Source organism: Stutzerimonas chloritidismutans (assembly GCF_020783375.1).
GTDB classification, from domain to species: Bacteria; Pseudomonadota; Gammaproteobacteria; order Pseudomonadales; family Pseudomonadaceae; genus Stutzerimonas; species Stutzerimonas kunmingensis.
The window spans coordinates 1,690,547-1,705,658 of record NZ_CP086067.1; the positions used below are offsets into that span (position 1 = coordinate 1,690,547).

The 15,112-nt window shown below is 62.9% G+C and carries 12 protein-coding genes and 1 other RNA gene; 8 read left to right on the forward strand and 5 right to left on the reverse strand.

All coding sequences use genetic code 11. The features are described from left to right. Positions 1-3 precede the first annotated feature (3 nt). On the reverse strand, positions 4-1,188 hold the full coding sequence (locus LLJ08_RS07985; protein WP_228208623.1) for an efflux RND transporter periplasmic adaptor subunit: 1,185 nt from the start codon (positions 1,186-1,188) through the stop codon (positions 4-6). A 185-nt stretch (positions 1,189-1,373) separates the two neighbouring features. Here LLJ08_RS07985 and LLJ08_RS07990 point away from each other — a divergent pair, with 185 nt between their 5' ends. Beyond that, positions 1,374-2,306, forward strand: coding sequence for a ZIP family metal transporter (locus LLJ08_RS07990; protein ID WP_003299516.1), 933 nt, complete (start codon positions 1,374-1,376; stop codon positions 2,304-2,306). Positions 2,307-2,310: 4 nt separating this feature from the next. On the opposite strand, the gene LLJ08_RS07995 is transcribed toward LLJ08_RS07990, so the two are convergent. The 3 genes from LLJ08_RS07995 to LLJ08_RS08005 all read right to left on the reverse strand — a co-directional run bounded on the left by LLJ08_RS07995 (position 2,311) and on the right by LLJ08_RS08005 (position 4,942). Then, a complete protein-coding gene (locus LLJ08_RS07995) occupies positions 2,311-3,042 on the reverse strand; it encodes an OmpA/MotB family protein (RefSeq protein WP_046622121.1) in 732 nt (243 codons plus the stop codon). After that, positions 3,039-3,854: a motility protein A gene (locus LLJ08_RS08000; RefSeq protein ID WP_003299513.1), complete on the reverse strand. Its 816-nt coding sequence runs from the start codon at positions 3,852-3,854 to the stop codon at positions 3,039-3,041. Before LLJ08_RS08000 ends, LLJ08_RS07995 begins: the two co-directional genes overlap by 4 nt. Before the next feature lie 101 nt (positions 3,855-3,955). Then, positions 3,956-4,942 carry an NAD(P)/FAD-dependent oxidoreductase gene (locus LLJ08_RS08005; RefSeq protein ID WP_228208624.1) on the reverse strand — a complete coding sequence of 329 codons (987 nt, stop codon included), beginning with the start codon at positions 4,940-4,942 and terminating at the stop codon, positions 3,956-3,958. A 308-nt stretch (positions 4,943-5,250) separates the two neighbouring features. Here LLJ08_RS08005 and ffs point away from each other — a divergent pair. The 3 genes from ffs to efp all read left to right on the forward strand — a co-directional run bounded on the left by ffs (position 5,251) and on the right by efp (position 7,440). Continuing rightward, an RNA gene (gene ffs / locus LLJ08_RS08010) (signal recognition particle sRNA small type) lies at positions 5,251-5,347 on the forward strand. Between the two features lie 194 nt (positions 5,348-5,541). Beyond that, positions 5,542-6,696 (forward strand): elongation factor P maturation arginine rhamnosyltransferase EarP, encoded by a 1,155-nt coding sequence (gene earP / locus LLJ08_RS08015; RefSeq protein WP_221104373.1) that lies wholly within the window; start codon positions 5,542-5,544, stop codon positions 6,694-6,696. 177 nt (positions 6,697-6,873) lie between these two features. Continuing rightward, on the forward strand, positions 6,874-7,440 hold the full coding sequence (gene efp, locus LLJ08_RS08020; RefSeq protein WP_003280508.1) for an elongation factor P: 567 nt from the start codon (positions 6,874-6,876) through the stop codon (positions 7,438-7,440). Positions 7,441-7,569: 129 nt separating this feature from the next. On the opposite strand, the gene LLJ08_RS08025 is transcribed toward efp, so the two are convergent. Continuing rightward, positions 7,570-8,919 carry a class II 3-deoxy-7-phosphoheptulonate synthase gene (locus tag LLJ08_RS08025; protein WP_228208625.1) on the reverse strand — a complete coding sequence of 450 codons (1,350 nt, stop codon included), beginning with the start codon at positions 8,917-8,919 and terminating at the stop codon, positions 7,570-7,572. A gap of 132 nt (positions 8,920-9,051) precedes the next feature. Here LLJ08_RS08025 and LLJ08_RS08030 point away from each other — a divergent pair, with 132 nt between their 5' ends. From LLJ08_RS08030 to ihfB, 4 genes are all read left to right on the forward strand, one after another. After that, positions 9,052-9,801 carry a spermidine synthase gene (locus LLJ08_RS08030; protein WP_023444991.1) on the forward strand — a complete coding sequence of 250 codons (750 nt, stop codon included), beginning with the start codon at positions 9,052-9,054 and terminating at the stop codon, positions 9,799-9,801. A gap of 272 nt (positions 9,802-10,073) precedes the next feature. Then, a complete protein-coding gene (locus LLJ08_RS08035; RefSeq protein ID WP_228208626.1) occupies positions 10,074-12,236 on the forward strand; it encodes a methyl-accepting chemotaxis protein in 2,163 nt (720 codons plus the stop codon). Between the two features lie 376 nt (positions 12,237-12,612). Then, a complete protein-coding gene (locus LLJ08_RS08040; protein ID WP_015276649.1) occupies positions 12,613-14,283 on the forward strand; it encodes a DEAD/DEAH box helicase in 1,671 nt (556 codons plus the stop codon). A gap of 259 nt (positions 14,284-14,542) precedes the next feature. Beyond that, on the forward strand, positions 14,543-14,824 hold the full coding sequence (gene ihfB / locus LLJ08_RS08045) for an integration host factor subunit beta (RefSeq protein WP_221104613.1): 282 nt from the start codon (positions 14,543-14,545) through the stop codon (positions 14,822-14,824). The last annotated feature ends 288 nt before the right edge of the window (positions 14,825-15,112 follow it).

The following is a 15,112-nucleotide window of genomic DNA, read 5'->3' on the forward strand; positions in this document are numbered from 1 at the left end:
CAGTCAGTCCTGAATGCCGGTTGGAATCGCTTGCTCACGCACGCGTACGCGCTGGCCTTCCTCGGCGTCGCCGATCAGCACCAGATCACCAGCGGCCAGCCCTTCGCTCACTTCGCTCAGCGCCGTGCCCAGCATTCCCAGACGCACGCTGACCCGCTCGACCACGCCATTATTGACGCGCAATACCTGGGCGCGTGTTCCGTCGCGGGCGCGCAGCGCATCGTTGGGCAATACCAGGGCTTGCTCGCGTCGGCCGGTCTCGATGTTCACCGAGACGGTCATGCCCTGACGCAGGAAGTCGGCTGGCTCCAGCAGGTCGAGATGGACATCGATGGTCCCACGGGCGGTATCGACGCCCGGCGCGATGAAGCTGACGCGTGCCGGCAGCACGCGATCCGGGTAGGCATCGGCGATGATCCTGGCGGCCTGGCCCAGTTCAATCGGGGCCAGATTCTTTTCGTCCAGAGGCAGCAGGATTTCGCTACTGCCGGAGCGGGCGATCGTCAGCAGGGTGCGGCCGGGCTGTACCAGGTCGCCGGGTTCGACTTCGCGCGTCTGCACGATGCCGTCGACCTGGGCGTGGATGCGGGCTTTCGCCAGGTTCGCGCGCGCCGCTTCCAGGCGCTGACGCAGGACCTGTTCCTCGCTGCCGCCTTCGCCCACGGCCGCGGCGGCGAAGCGGGCGCGATCACGGACCACACGCGCAGTCAGCGTTGCGCGGCGAGCCTGCTCAAGCGCCTCGGAGGCCAGGAGCTTGCGTTCGAACAGTGTCTCCCGGCGCTGGAGTTCGCGATCGGCCTGTTCGAGGTTGTTCTGTGCCTCGCGCAGGGTGGCCTGTGCCTGAGGGCGGCTGGAATCGATCAGCTGCCGCAGGGCCGCTTCCGCCTCGCGCAGGCGGGCGCGCTGCTCGTCGTCGCGCAGCTCCAGCAACAGATCGCCAGCCTTTACCGCATCGCCCTCGCGCACATGGCGCACGGCGACAACGCCGGTGATTTCGCTGCCGACCTGCGCCAGCGACTGGCTGTCCACCTCGCCGCTGGCGACCACGCGTTGCACCAGTGGGCGTGTTTCCAGGCGATAGCCGTTCAGTTCCGGCCCTTGAAGCTGGCGCCAGATCATCCAGCCGGCCAGCAGCAGGACCGGGATGATCAGCAAAAGCGCGCGACGAATGGTTTTTGCAGCGGGCACGACGGACCACTCCTTAATGCGGCCCCTCCGGGCCATCGAACCCGCCAAGCTTACGGTCATACCCATGGGGGTACAACGCGGGCGTTGCGCGCAGGTCGGGCGATGGTCTGCGGCTATCGTGACCATAGGCTCTGGAGCAGGCGTGGCGGAGTACACTGGCCGCCCGCATCGAGGATTCTGAAATCATGGCGTCCACCGTTCAAAGCCCGGCGGCCACTCTGCGCGCTGCCTGGCTCGCACAGGCGCAAGCCAACCCCTGGATCACCTTCGGTCTTGCGGCAACTGCAGTGGCGGTGCTGTTACTGCTAGTGGCGGGTACCGCCAACGCTTTGCAGAGCAGCGAGGCGGGCAACGTTCGCTACGCGCTGTTGGGCGGCAGCGCCGGTTTCGTAGCGACGGCGGTCGGCGCGTTTCTGGCGATCGGCCTGCGTGACATTTCTACTCGCACCCAGGACAGCATGCTTGGCTTTGCCGCCGGCATGATGCTCGCTGCGAGCGCTTTCTCCCTGATCCTTCCGGGGCTGGAAGCGGGGCGTGAATTGTTCGGTAACGGCCCGGCTGCGGCGCTGACGGTGGTGGTCGGCCTGGGTCTTGGCGTGTTGCTCATGCTCGGTCTGGATTACTTCACGCCGCACGAGCATGAAAGCACTGGCCCCTGTGGTCCCGAGTGCGAACGCCTGAACAGGGTCTGGCTGTTTGTGCTCGCCATTGCGCTGCACAACATTCCCGAAGGCATGGCCATCGGTGTGAGCTTCGCCAATGGCGACCTGAGCGTTGGCCTGCCGCTGACCACGGCGATCTCCATTCAGGACATTCCCGAGGGCCTGGCCGTCGCGCTGGCGTTGCGCACCACCGGGTTGTCGGCGCTGGGTTCGGTGCTGGTCGCCGCGGCATCCGGGCTGATGGAGCCGATCGGCGCGCTGGTGGGTATCGGCATGTCCAGCGGCTTCGCCATCGCCTATCCCATCAGCCTCGGCCTGGCCGCGGGGGCAATGATCTTCGTGGTATCCCACGAGGTGATCCCGGAAACCCACCGCAACGGCCATCAGACGCCCGCCACGCTGGGCCTCATGGTGGGCTTCGCGGTGATGATGTTCCTCGATACCGCGCTGGGCTGACGCGTCAGGGCTTGTCCGCCTCGGTCTGCATGATCAGCTCGACGCGGCGGTTGCTGGCGCGACCCTGTTCGTCGCCGTTGTCGGCGAGCGGTCGCGTGTCGGCGTAGCCGGTTGCGCTCAGCCGCGTCGATTCGATGCCGGCCAGCTGCAGGTAGCGCACCACGCTGCTGGCGCGGCTGGCGGAAAGCTCCCAGTTGGACGGAAAGCGCTCAGTCTGGATGGGCAGATTGTCGGTATGGCCCTCGACGATGATCCGATGACCGCCTGCGGCGAGGGTCGGGACCAATCGGTCGATCACATCCAGCCCGGCGTCTTCCAGCTCCGCCCGCCCTGAGCCGAACAGAATTTCGCTGCTGATTCGAAAGCTGATGCTGCCATCGTTGACGATGACCTCGATGTCGTCGCCCAGCGCCAGATCGGGCTTCGCTTCGCTCGTGTCGTCCTGCTGCGTATCAGCCGCCGGCGCCGGTAGCGGCACGATCGATGGTATGGGTGAAGCGCTTGGCTGCAGTGCTACCAGCTGATCGCCAGCCGCCTGCTGTGTGGCTTCTACCATCGCGGGCTCGCTCTGCTGGCCTTCGCCCTTGCCGGCCAGCGCCAGCATGATCACCAGCATCACCAACAGCAGGGTGAGCATGTCCAGGTAGGTGATCAGCCAGGCTTCCTGCTCTTCCTCTCGCTGCGGCTCGATATGCCAGCGGGAGAAGCGGCTGCCCTGCGATGCCTGGCCGTTCACGTGCGTTCGTCCTGCGGCGCGCTGCGCGGTGCGGCGGGGCTGCCGTCGCGAATTTCGTCGTCGTGGTGGGCGATGAACGACTTGAGCGTTTCGCGCATGTAGGCCGGGCTGCGGCGATTGCACATCATCGAGATGCCCTGCATCACCAGATTCATCAGCGCCACGCGTTGCTCGGTACGCCGTTCGAGCTTCACGGCCACTGGTTTGAGGATCAGGTTGGCCAGCAGCACGCCGTAGAAGGTCGTCATCAGCGCGACCGCGAGGCTGCGGCCGATCAGGTCCATATTGCCGCTACCGAGCATGAACATCAGGTTGATCAGTCCGACCAGCGTGCCGATCATGCCGAACGCCGGCGCATAATTGGACATCGCCCGGAACAGCTGTGCCTCGGCATTCTCCCGGGCGCGCAGTCGTGCGATACGCCATTGCAGAAGTTCCAGGATGTCTTCTTCCGGGGTGTTGTCGATCACCAGCTGCACGCCGGTGCGCAGAAAGGGATTGCTGACCTGCTCGACCGCTTTTTCCACCGCAGGTAGATCACCGCTGATCCACAGTCGCGAGATCTGCACCAGCTCATCGAGATCCTGCCGGGTGTACAGGCGCTCGTTGCGCATCACGGTCCAGATCAGCCCGAACACTCGGGTGACTTCGCGCAACGGATAGCTGATAAAGGTCGCCGCCAGGGTGCCGACCAGTACGATGCCGAGGCTTGGCAGGTCGATGAACAGCGCGGGTTCTTTGGCGGCGAAGAGCATGACGACGGCGAGCAGTCCGATGCTCGCGACGATGCCGATCAGGGTGGAGGGATTCATCGGAACTCCGCTGAAGGGGGCCAGTGCAGAAAGCGCGCGATCATAGCAGCTGGCCTTGCGCGTACGGCTGACCTGGGTCAGATCAGCCGCTGGCAGTCGCTCTACAGATTCTCAAGCAGCCGGCGCGCCGCTTCCTGGCCGCTAAGCCAGGCGCCTTCCACTCGGCCGGACAGGCACCAGTCGCCGCAGGCGTAAAGACCCAACCCGGCGTCGGCCAGGGCATTCCATTCGTGGGCCTGGGCCGGGCGGGCATACAGCCAGCGATGGGCCAAGGTGAACTCCGGGGCCGGCACCACACAATCGATCAGCTCGGCGAATGCGCCATGCATGCGCTCGATCACCGCCTCCTTGGGCAGGTCGAGGTGCTGTCGGCTCCAGCTGCTGGTGCCGTGCAGAACCCAGGTATCCAGCTCGCCGTTGCGGCCGGGCTTACTGCGGTTGCGAGCAATCCAGTCCAGCGCATCGTCGCGAACGAAGCAGCCTTCCAGCATGGTGTTCAACGGAGTCGCGAAGCCCAGCGCGACCGCCCAGGTGGGCTCCATGGCTACGCTGGCGGCGACGGCGGCGAGCTTGGGCGCGCTGGAGAGCAGCGCAGCCGCCTGCGGCGCCGGCACGGCAATCACCACCTGGCTGAATGGTCCGTGGCTTACGCCTGTGGCATCGACCAGCGTCCAGAACTGCTCGCCGCGAAACACTTCGGTGATGCGGCAGCTGAAGTTGACCGGCATGTCGCCCAGCAACCCGCGGGTGATCGAACTCATCGTCGGTGTGCCGACCCAGCGCACCTGCTCGTCGGCAGATGGTTTCAGTTGACCGTCATGGGACTGGTACATGCTGGGCGACCATTGATCGACCCAGCCTTCGCTCTGCCACTGGCGGACGGTTTCGCCAAAGCGACGATCCCGGGCGGTGAAGTATTGCGCGCCCAGGTCGAGCGAGCCCGCATCGCTGCGTTTGCTGGCCATGCGGCCGCCGCTGCCGCGGCTCTTGTCGAACAGATGTACTGCCTGCCCGGCATCGTGGAGGGCGCGCGCAGCGGAGAGCCCCGCGATCCCGGTTCCGATGACGGCGATTGGAGCCTTGCTCATGATTACCTCGTGTGCTGTTGCCATCAGCCGCACAGCGAATCGCTGCACAGCATGGTTTCATGACAAGCGTTCGATAGCGCTTGAGCCTGTCCATCCTCGGACAGACGTTGGTCTTTGGCTAGAGGCTTTCGACGCAATGCGCATACCGCTCGCCGGTTCAATCCATTGATAGTCGGGTTGCTGGCGCTTCATGGAAGAGGATGCAAGCGGCCTGCCGTAAGCGTGGCAGCAGTCTGTGGTTGTAAGTTGCTGATAAGCCGGTACAATGGCGCCGCTCGCCGCCAGGCGGGTTTCGTTATGGTGGGCCCTGCCGGTCCCCTCGCAACGATCAGCCGTGAACCCGGTCAGGCCCGGAAGGGAGCAGCCGCAGCGGTGACATTGTGTGCCGGGGTGTGGCTGGTAGGGTTCACCTCCATAACGATCTTCTCGTTTTTCCTTTCTCTCTTATCTGAATCCGCTGACGCCTTTGCAGGCTCGGGCGTATACGCGCGTCTGCCGTTCCTGTTGTGGCATGGCAACCGGTTGCTGGCGCCAACCTTGTATCCTGCGCAGCGTTTCCAGAGGCACGAAGTGCCGGTATCGGCTCGAGGAGCACGGTTTTGTCTGTAAAAGCGAAGTGGGACATCTTCTGCGCAGTCGTGGATAACTTCGGTGACATCGGCGTCACCTGGCGCCTGGCCCGGCAGCTGGCGGCGGAACACGGTCAGCACGTGCGGCTGTGGGTGGATGACCTGGATACCTTCGCTCGGCTGTGCCCGGCGGCCAATGCCGAGGCGGAACAGCAGCTGCACGAAGGCGTGGAGGTCCGGCGCTGGTCCGGCCAATGGTCAGCTACCGAGCCAGCCGATGTGGTCATCGAGGCGTTCGCCTGCAATCTGCCGCAGCCCTACATCAATGCCATGGCTGCCAGCGGTCGTCGCATCCTCTGGCTGAACCTCGAGTATCTGAGTGCCGAGGACTGGATCGTCGGCTGCCATGCGCTGCCCTCGCTGCAGGCCAACGGCTTGCAGAAGTACTTCTTCTTTCCGGGCTTCGAAGCCCGGACCGGCGGTCTGATCCGTGAAGCCGATCTGATGTTGCGCCGTGCGGAATTTCAGAGCGATATGGCGCAACAGACCGCTTTTCTTGCCTCGCTCGGCGTAGCGCGACAGCCCGGCGCGCGCCTGTTGTCCTTGTTCGCCTACGAAAACACTGCGGTCGCGGGTTGGCTAGACGCCCTCGCGGCCGATTCGCGCAGCAACCAGCTGCTGGTCCCGGAAGGGCGAGTACTTGGCGATGTTGCCGCCTGGCTTGGCGTGCCGAGCCTGCATGCGGGCGATCAGCATCGGCGCGGCAGTCTGCAGCTTTGCATCGTGCCGTTCATGACTCAAGACGAATACGACCTGCTGCTGTGGAGCTGCGATTTCAACGCAGTGCGCGGGGAGGAGTCCTTTATCCGCGCCCAGTGGGCCGGCAGACCGCTGGTGTGGCACATCTATCCTCAGGAAGACGATGCCCACTGGGATAAACTCCATGCCTTTCTCGATCTGTACGCGCATGAGCTGTCGCCCACGGCCAACGCAGCCCTGCGCGAGTTCTGGCGTGCCTGGAACGCCGGGCAGGGGGCTGGCGAAGCCTGGACGGCTCTGGTCCGCGAGTATCCGGCGTTGCTCGAGCATGCCGAAGCCTGGACCCACGAGCAGGTGGCCAATGGCGATCTGGCCGGAAAGCTGGTGTTTTTCTACACCGATTGGCTAGGTGCTGTTCACGCTTAGCGTGCGATCGCACCTTCAATTATGGTGGGGAAAGGCCGTGGCCTGATCTCCGCGCCTTGTTGTACGCCGCTCCGCATGGCGCCATTTGGCGCAGCAACGTGGCTTGCGACCAGGCGGGAACAGACCCTATGATACGCGGCCTGTTTTTTGTCTCTAATTCCCCTTCGGATATTTCGTATGAAAACCGCACAAGAGTTCCGTGCCGGCCAGGTGGCCATCATCAACGGCGCACCCTGGGTCATCCAGAAAGCCGAGTTCAACAAGTCCGGCCGTAACAGTGCCGTGGTCAAGATGAAGTTGAAGAACCTGCTCAACGGTTCGGCTACCGAGACCGTTTACAAGGCTGACGACAAGCTGGAGCCGGTCATCCTCGAGCGCAAGGAAGTGACCTATTCCTACTTCGCCGACCCGCTGTACGTGTTCATGGACGACGAGTTCAACCAGTACGAAATCGAAAAAGACGACCTGGAAGGTGTGATGACCTTCATCGAAGACGGCATGACCGACGTCTGCGAGGCCGTTTTCTACAACGACAAGGTGATTTCCGTCGAACTGCCGACCACCATCGTTCGCGAAATCGTTTACACCGAGCCGTCCGTGCGTGGCGATACTTCTGGCAAGGTCATGAAGACCGCTCGCCTGAAGAACGGTGCCGAGCTGCAGGTTTCCGCGTTCTGCGAAATCGGCGACTCGATCGAAATCGACACCCGCACCGGCGAGTACAAGTCCCGCGTCAAGGCCTGATAGGCCACGCAGACTGCTCGAAAAAGAAACCCGGCCTGGCGCCGGGTTTTTTATGCCCTTTCACTTGCCGATCGGTGCGCGACAAGTGTCGCGCACCGTGACCGGCAGCCTGCGGCTTCTACCTCGCCATTAGTTGGGCCGCAGTTGCTTCAGGGTTTCCGCGATCATGAACGCCATTTCCAGCGACTGATCGGCGTTTAACCGCGGGTCGCACTGGGTGTGATAGCGATCGCTGAGGCCGGCTTCGGTGATCGGCCGCGAACCGCCGATGCATTCGGTGACGTTCTGTCCGGTCATCTCGATATGAATCCCGCCGGGGTAGCTGCCCTCGGTACGATGCACATCGAAGAACTGACGCACTTCGGCGAGCACCTTCTCGAAGTCCCGCGTCTTGTAGCCGCTGGACGCCTTGATGGTGTTGCCATGCATCGGGTCGGAACTCCAGAGCACATGGCGACCTTCGTTCTGCACCGCACGCACCAGTCGCGGCAGGCCGGCTTCGACCTTGTCGGCGCCCATGCGCACGATCAGGTTCAAGCGACCGGGGTCGTTCTGCGGGTTGAGGATGTCGATCAGGCGGATCAGCTCCTCGCTGTCCATGCTCGGGCCGACCTTCACGCCGATGGGATTGCCCACTCCGCGCAGGAATTCGACATGCGCGCCGTCGAGCTGACGGGTGCGGTCACCGATCCACAGCATGTGCGCGGAGCAGTCGTACCAGCCGCCGCTGAGGCTGTCCTGGCGGACGAAAGCCTGCTCGTAGTTCAGCAACAGTGCCTCGTGAGCCGTGAAAAAGCTGGTCTCGCGCAACTGTGGCGCGCCGTCCAGGCCGCATGCGCGCATGAATTTCAGCGTTTCGTCGATGCGTGCGCCGAGCTGGTGGTACTTCTCGGCCAACAGCGAGTTGGCGATGAAATCCAGGTTCCACTGGTGCACCTGGTGCAGGTCGGCGAAACCGCCCTGGGCGAATGCACGCAGCAGGTTCAGGCTGGAGGTGGACTGATGGTAGGCCTGCAGCAGACGCTCCGGGTCCGGCACGCGGCTTTGCGCGTTGAAGTCGATGCCATTGACGATATCGCCCCGGTAAGCCGGCAGCGTCATGCCATCGACGGTTTCGTCACCGGCCGAGCGGGGCTTGGCGAACTGGCCGGCCATACGCCCGACCTTTACCACCGGGCAGCCGGCCGCGAAAGTCATGACGATCGCCATCTGCAGCAGGACCTTGAAGGTGTCGCGAATCTTGGTGGCCGAGAATTCGGCGAAACTCTCGGCACAATCGCCGCCCTGCAACAGGAACGCGCGGCCCTGGGTCACCTCGGCGAACTGCCGTCTTAGCTCCCGTGCTTCGCCGGCGAAGACCAACGGTGGCAAGCCGGCCAGGGTGCGTTCAACGCGCGAGAGGTGTTCGGCATCCGGGTATTCGGGCTGCTGCTGGATCGGCTTGCTTTTCCAGCTATCGGGGCTCCAGGCGTCGTTCATGATCGTTCCAACTGATAAAAGTGCGGCGATTTTACCTGAAGCGCCCGGGCCCCGGAGATAGCGATGGCCTATGGGGCTGCGTAAGATGCGTTCGCCGACACGCTGGTGATCGGATAGCTGCGGAGCACATTGATGGACAAAGAGGAACGTCTGCTCGCCGAAGTGCATGACGCTTTCGGGCTGATTCGCGTACTCGAGGTGGGCGACTACCGTTTTCTCGAGTTTGGCGCGGCGGTCGAACAAAGCTGCGTATTCACCGCCGATCCTGCCTGGCTTGAATACGATTACACCCGCGCGATGCTGCTCGGTGGGCTTTGTCATGCAGAACCGGAAACCGCACTGTTTCTAGGGCTTGGTGCCGGCAACCTGACGCAGGCCTGTCTGCAGTTCCTGCCGCTGGAGGACGTCGAGGTCATTGAGCTGCGGCCGGCGGTGCCGGAGCTTGCGATGCAGTACCTCGGCTTGCAGAACGACTCGCGGCTGTATATCCGCATCGGCGATGCCACCGAGTTGCTGGATACCGCCGAGAGTTCCGATCTGATCTTCGTCGACCTGTACAACGATGCAGGCCCGGATGCCGCGCATCTGGCCTGGTCGTTCCTCAAGCGCTGTCAGGAAAAACTCAATCCGGGCGGCTGGCTGATCATCAATCAATGGGGCACCGATGACGATCGCCCGTTGGGCGCGGCGCTGCTGCGTGGCCTCTATCATCGGCATTACTGGGAGTGCCCCGTGAAGGAGGGCAACGTGGTGCTGCTGGTGCCAGCGGATCTCGATCAGCAGCTGGACATGACCGGGCTGCGCCAGCGGGCCGAAGTGTTGGCGCCGCGCCTGGGCTATTCGCTGGATTCGTTGATTGCGGCACTGCGGCCCGCGAGCTAACTCTGCACCGAACGGGTGCGTCGACGGTATTGAAGGTTTGTGGCTGTTCCATATCGGTGCGTACTGACCGGCGCCGTCCGGTGCCGAAAATCGCGACGCGCGGCTCTATCGCGGGGCCTCACTCGTCCCACTCAGTTTTTGGGGCCCACGAAGCCAGCAGTTAATCAATGCTGGAGCGCTGTGTCTTGCCGCGCTGATGAGCAAACGTGACGGCATGGCTGGTCTGCTAATTGCAAAAAGCCAGCATGTTTTGTCGGCAGTAAGGAATCCCCGTGCCTCATCTTCAAAGCAATCTGATGCATCTGTCCGCTAGCGAGCGCCATTGGCTTCCGTGGTCAGGGCCAACCGGCAAGCTGGCGATGCGCTGGTCGTGCTGGTTGAATCGTGGCGTGTATCCCGCGGTGGAGCAGGTGTTCGAGGGCGTTGCGCAGTCACGGGTGCGCATCCTGCAGAACTGGGTCGCCAGTCACTGGGATCATCTTGCGGACCTGGCCGCCAATCTGGGCGAAGCCGTTGGCCACGTCGCTAGCGATGTGCTGGAGGGGAAACGGGCACAGCTGCCGGATATTTCCGAGCTGTTCGTCATCGACCCACAAGGCCGCGTGCTGGCATCCACCTGCGCGGTTCATGTCGGGCAACAGGATCTCGATGGCAGAGCGGTGGCGCGCGGGCTGAGCGAGCCGTTCCTGCTCGGGCCCTACCGTGATCCGCTGACCCAGCGCCTGGGCGCGAGCACGTCGCGCTTCCATGATGCGGTCACCCTGATGTTCTACCAGCCGGTGCATGTTGGCGGTAAGTGTCTCGGCTGCATCTGCGCGCGGGTGCCCAATGATGTGATCGGTGACCTCATCCAGCGCGAGGCCGGCCACGTCTACCCGGAATCGGGTGACAACTACCTGTTCATGGTGGAGTCGCGCTTCGACAGCAGGGTTCAGACCGGCACGGCGCTGTCACGCTCGCGCTTCGAAGATGCCACCTTCAGCCACGGCGAGAACCTGAAAAGCGGTGTGCACACGCGCTGGGGAACGGTGCGCGTGCAGCAGCATACCGAGCTGGAATTGCGTTTTACCGATCCGGCCACCGGCCAGTTGCATCCTGGTGTGCGGGAGACGATCGCCAAGGGTGCCAACCTGTTCGTCACCTATCCCGGCTACTCGGACTACCGACACATTCCGGTCATCGGCAAGGGCGTTACCTTTCAGCTGCAAGGCTCGCAAGACCGTTGGGGGATGATGTGCGAGGCGGATCTGGAGGAGGTCTATCGTCGCCGTTCGCTGAGCGTCGGGCTGATGAAGACCTATCTGCTCACGGTGACCACGCTGTTCGCCATCGGCAGTCTGCTGCAGGAGTTCAGCGGTCTGTCCACCACCGCGCTGCACCTGGTCAACGGTTTGCTGCTCCTGCTGGGGGCCTGGGCGTTCGCGTCCTTCGGTCCGCGACGGCTGGCTGCTCGCATGCAGGAGATGACCGAAGTGATTCGTACGCTGGCCGAAGGCGAGGGCAATCTGCGCCAAAGGGTCGACAGCAGCACCATGCAGCGCGATGAGAGTGGCGACATGGGGCGCTGGATCAACAGTTTCATCGACAGCCTGGACGGTGTGGTCGGCCAGGTGATCCAGGTCTCGAAACACGTTCGTCAGGACAACGAGCTGATGCTCGAACGCAGCAGCGAAGCGGGGCAGACCACCAGCGATGTGGCCGAATCGATCCATCAATTGTTGCTGCTGGTGGAGGAGCAACTTGGCGAAATTCAGCAGGCATCGATGACCGCCGAGGAAATGAAGGGCGCCATGGACGAGGTGATGCAGCGTGCCCGCGAGCGTTTCGACACCGTGCGTAACGGTACCGAATCGATCCGTGATGTGGTGCAGCGCTCGGCTCAGAGTGTTCAGCTGCTTGACAGCCGCATGGGCGAGATCGATGAGATCGTCGGCCTGATCAGCGACATCACCACGCAGACCAATCTGCTGGCACTGAACGCGGCAATCGAGGCGGCCAGGGCAGGGGATCATGGTCGCGGCTTCGCCGTGGTGGCGGGTGAGGTCCGCTCACTGGCGCAACGTACGGCCAAGGCGGCAGAGGACATTCGGCACAAGGTCGAGAGCCTGCAGGCGGAAACGCGCCAGGCGGTGTCGTTCATGGAGGGGGGGGTCCAGAATGTCGACAGCAGCCTGCGCCTGACCGAGGAGGCATCCTCGGAGAATGTGCATCTGCATCACACCGTCGAGCGCATGTTCGACATCATCAAGGGGCTGAACGAGCGCAGCCTGCATTACGGCCAGACCATCCGTGGCGTCGACCAGGCCTCCAATGAGATGGGGCAGACCCTCGGCGTGCTGCAGGACAGCGCCGAACGTGTTCGTCATACGGCTGGCAAGCTGCACCAACTGGTCGGCCGCTTCCGCGTCAGCGCCGCCAATAGCGAGGCTGCTTGAAAGTGATGCCCGCCGCGAGGGCGAGACCTGCCACGGTGCCGCTGCTGTGCACCTGGCTCGGTGCAGGGGAGCCACGCGGCGGGGCTTGCTGGCCAACGGTGCGCCCGGTAGCCCAACCGCCCGCGCAAAATACCCGCACAGCTTCACGTTAATCCGGTATAGTACGCGCCGGCTGAAACCCAGCCTGCGTTCAGGTACTGCAACACACGAAGCACTGCTTCGGCTGCTGTCCGCTTCGAGCGGGCTATCCTTGACGATTCATCATTCATACGTTTTCGCAACCCCGCCGACCAGGCTGCCAGGGTGACCTTCGGGTTTTGCACGGCATGCGCAGCTTCGGAACAATGGGTCTTGCGGAGCATCAGAGACAAGACCCATGACCCAGGAAATCGGCGGCTTTGCCGCACTCGGTATTCACTCCGCTGTTCTGGCTGCCATCAGCGCAGTCGGCTACGAAGAACCATCCCCTATTCAATCTCAGGCGATCCCGGTGATCCTTGGCGGTCACGACATGATCGGCCAGGCGCAGACCGGTACCGGCAAGACCGCGGCCTTTGCGCTGCCGATCCTGTCCAAGATCGATCCCGCTCGTAAGGAAGTGCAGGCACTGATCCTCGCGCCGACTCGCGAACTGGCCCTGCAGGTCGCCACTGCATTCGAAACCTATTCCAAGCAGATGCCTGGCCTGACCGTCGTCGCGGTCTACGGTGGCGCACCCATGGGCCCGCAGCTCAAGGCCATTCGCCAGGGCGCGCAGGTCATCGTTGCGACTCCGGGCCGTCTGGTTGACCACCTGAGCCGCAACAGTGGCCTGCTGTCGACCATCCGCTTCCTGGTACTCGACGAGGCGGACGAGATGCTCAAGCTGGGCTTCATGGACGACCTCGAAGTGATCTTCGAAGCGATGCCAGAGAGCCGTCAGACTGTTCTGTTCTCCGCTACGCTGCCGCACTCCATTCGCGCGATTGCCGAAAAGCACCTGCGTGAGCCGCAGCACATCAAGATCGCTGCCAAGACCCAGACCGTCGCTCGTATCGAGCAGGCACACCTGATGGTCCATGCCGATCAGAAGATCCAGGCTGTGCTGCGTCTGCTGGAAGTCGAGGATTTCGACGCCCTGATTGCCTTCGTGCGCACCAAGCAAGCCACGCTGGATCTGGCCGCCGCGCTGGAAGCCAAGGGCTACAAGGCCGCTGCGCTGAACGGCGATATCGCCCAGAACCAGCGTGAGCGCGTTATCGAATCGCTCAAGGATGGCCGCCTGGACATCGTCGTCGCCACCGACGTCGCCGCCCGTGGTCTCGACGTGGCGCGCATCACCCACGTATTCAACGTGGACATGCCCTACGATCCGGAGTCCTACGTACACCGCATCGGCCGTACCGGCCGTGCCGGTCGTGAAGGCCGTGCGCTGCTGCTGGTCACCCCGCGTGAGCGTCGCATGCTGCAGGTTATCGAGCGCGTGACCAACCAGAAGGTCGCTGAAGCCCGTCTGCCGAATGCGCAGCAGGTGCTGGACGCCCGCATCAAGAAACTCACTAACAGCCTCGCGCCGCTGGTTGCCGATGCCGAAGCCACCCATGGCGAGTTGCTCGACAAGCTGGTTGCCGACATCGGTTGCAGCCCTCGTGCTCTGGCCGCTGCACTGTTGCGTAAGGCCACCAATGGTCAGGCTCTGACCCTGGCCGAGGTGGAAAGAGAGCAGCCGTTGGTTCCGACCAGCAGCCCGCGTGAGCGCACCGAACGTTCGGATCGTCCAGAGCGTAGTGGTGATCGCGAGCGTCGCGCTCCGGTCCCGCTGGCCGAAGGCCGCGCCCGCTGCCGTACGCCGCTTGGAGCGCGTGACGGCATCGCTGCCCGCAATCTGCTCGGCGCCATCCTCAACGAAGGCGGCCTAGCCCGCGAAGCCATCGGCCGCATCCAGGTGCGCGACAGCTTCAGCCTGGTCGAGCTTCCGGAAGACGGTCTCGAGCGCTTGCTTGGTAAACTCAAGGACACCCGCGTCGGTGGCAAGCAGCTCAAGCTGCGTCGCTATCGCGAGGATTGATCGGTAGGTAGATAAATGAAAGGCGGGCTTATTAGCCCGCCTTTTTTATTGCCAAAAGAAAGATTCACCTCGGCTCTCGCTTTCCATCGATCACGCCAAGGGCTGGTTACTCATCCGTCCCTTTGCATTCCGTGTCGTGCTCCGACAAACGAAGCACTCCTTGCTCGTCAATCCCGCTCGGGCTGTTCAAACTCTGAACAACATGCTACAAACGACCGCAACCCGAATGATCTAGCCGCTTGAAAACGAAGGGAAAACCATGACCAAGTCGGAGTTGATCGAGCGAATCGTCACCCAGCAGGGGCTGCTTTCGTCGAAGGATGTCGAGCTGGCCATCAAGACCATGCTTGAGCAAATGGCTCAGGCTCTGGCCACTGGCGACCGGATCGAGATCCGCGGCTTTGGTAGCTTTTCACTGCACTACCGCGCCCCCCGCGTAGGCCGCAATCCCAAAACCGGCCAATCCGTCAGCCTCGACGGCAAATTCGTTCCGCATTTCAAGCCTGGGAAGGAATTGCGGGATCGGGTTAATGAGGAATAACTCTCCTACCGAAGTACCGACCAGCGACAACTCGCCGCGGAAATAATTCACAAAAAAATTGTGACTAAGACTGGTTTTATTTGGCTGGCGTGGCAAAATCCGACGCCGTCAGGCTGGCGCCTGCGCTCTTAGCGTCTCAGACAGCCTTTCATCACTCCAGGCACTATCGTTATTGGCATTTAGGGATAATGCCCGCCTTCTTCGACCGGCTTACCTAGCGCACCGCTTTCGAGTCAGGTTTAAAACACAAGGACGGTCAGAAATGACCCGTGGAAGTAGTATCCGTGC

Excerpts from the sequence above, each read along its gene's own strand:
- LLJ08_RS07990 (WP_003299516.1), top strand. The coding sequence starts at position 1,374 with ATGGCGTCCACCGTTCAAAGCCCGGCGGCCACTCTGCGCGCTGCCTGG.
- LLJ08_RS08000 (WP_003299513.1), bottom strand. The coding sequence starts at position 3,854 with ATGAATCCCTCCACCCTGATCGGCATCGTCGCGAGCATCGGACTGCTC.
- LLJ08_RS08005 (WP_228208624.1), bottom strand. The coding sequence starts at position 4,942 with ATGAGCAAGGCTCCAATCGCCGTCATCGGAACCGGGATCGCGGGGCTC.
- efp (WP_003280508.1), top strand. The coding sequence starts at position 6,874 with ATGAAAACCGCACAAGAGTTCCGTGCCGGCCAGGTGGCCATCATCAAC.
- LLJ08_RS08025 (WP_228208625.1), bottom strand. The coding sequence starts at position 8,919 with ATGAACGACGCCTGGAGCCCCGATAGCTGGAAAAGCAAGCCGATCCAG.
- LLJ08_RS08030 (WP_023444991.1), top strand. The coding sequence starts at position 9,052 with ATGGACAAAGAGGAACGTCTGCTCGCCGAAGTGCATGACGCTTTCGGG.
- LLJ08_RS08040 (WP_015276649.1), top strand. The coding sequence starts at position 12,613 with ATGACCCAGGAAATCGGCGGCTTTGCCGCACTCGGTATTCACTCCGCT.
- ihfB (WP_221104613.1), top strand. The coding sequence starts at position 14,543 with ATGACCAAGTCGGAGTTGATCGAGCGAATCGTCACCCAGCAGGGGCTG.